Here is a 1405-nt window from a genome sequence, read left to right on the forward strand (position 1 = left end):
CAAGGGAAACGACCCGCCACCATTGATGCCTACAGCCGTGCCGTCCGCCGCATCGCACAGTTCTTTGATTGTCCACCGGATAATCTCTCTCAGCAACAGCTCAAAACCTACTTCGTGAACCTTATCGGAACCCACTCCTGGAGCACCGTCAAACTCGATCGCAATGGCTTGCAGTTCTTCTATCGCTACACCCTTAATAAACAATGGCAATGGCTCGATATCGTTAAGCCGCCTCAGGTCAAACGCTTGCCCGATATATTAACCCCTAGAGAGGTCGGCTTACTCATCACCTTCACCCAACAACCTCGCTACCAACGCTTCTTCTATACCTTGTATTGTCTGGGGTTACGCCTGGGGGAAGGACTTCGATTGTCAGTGCCAGATATCGACAGTGACCAACATCAGGTGCATGTGCGCAATGCCAAGGGCGGCAAAGACCGCTTGGTGCCGCTGCCCGATAAAACACTCGCGGTCTTACGCCTGCACTGGTCTACCCATCGCCATCCCACCTTGCTCTTTCCGGGTGTCGGCAATGATGCCCACATGGACCGCGGTGGGGTGCAAAAAGCCATGAAGCAAGTCTGTCGTGACGCGAAGATCAACAAGGCCATTAGCCCACACTCATTACGCCATTGTTATGCCACCCATCTGCTCGAGCGTGGGTTGGATTTACGATCATTACAACACCTGCTGGGTCACGCCAGTCTGAATACCACCGCGCGCTACACACAACTCACTGAGATGAAACAAGCTGAGGTGCATCAGGCTGTCAATCAACTGGCAACGGGACTGACGATACTGTGGGAGGACGCATGAGCACCTTTCTTTCCTTGCTCAATCATTATGGCGCTGAACTCGAGTCGAGGCGGCTTAACCCGGATATCTCTCGAGCCATCATGGGCATGTCTCGCTGCCGAACAGGGGCATTAGGCCACGTGCAATGGGGTTGCCAGGGGTGTCACCATGATGACCGAACGCCGCTATCTTGCGGGCACCGTCATTGTCCGCAGTGTCAACACACCAACACCATGCAATGGCTGACTCGGCAAGAGGCGAAGTTATTGCCGACACACTATTTTATGATCACTTTCACCGTGCCTGCCGAACTCAGAAAAATGGCTATCACACACGCGAGGTGTTTGTATTCGCTGATGTTCTCTGTTGCTGCGTCCGTGCTCAAGGATTTTGCCCAACGCAAACATGGCGGTGACAGTGGCTTTACGCTGGTGCTGCATACCCATAATCGACGACGGGATATCCACCCACACCTGCATGCCATTGTGCCTGCAGGTTTTTATCACCCCCGCCGCAAGCAGTGGCACAACGGCAACAAGCAGTTCCTCTACTCTCACATGGCATTGGCATCAGTCTGGCGAGCAAGGTTACTGACCGCGATTCACGCACA

General features: G+C 53.7%; 2 protein-coding genes. Both read left to right on the top strand.

The genetic code is table 11. The annotated features are described in order from the left end of the window. A partial coding sequence (locus LRP50_RS25215) for a site-specific integrase (RefSeq protein ID WP_274167144.1) occupies positions 1–816 on the top strand: 816 nt, incomplete at its 5' end. Beyond that, a partial coding sequence (locus LRP50_RS25220) for an IS91 family transposase (protein WP_274167145.1) occupies positions 813–1405 on the top strand: 593 nt, incomplete at its 3' end. The genes LRP50_RS25215 and LRP50_RS25220, both read left to right, overlap by 4 nt.

Source organism: Enterovibrio gelatinilyticus (genome assembly GCF_028683095.1).
Classification (GTDB): domain Bacteria; phylum Pseudomonadota; class Gammaproteobacteria; order Enterobacterales; family Vibrionaceae; genus Enterovibrio; species Enterovibrio gelatinilyticus.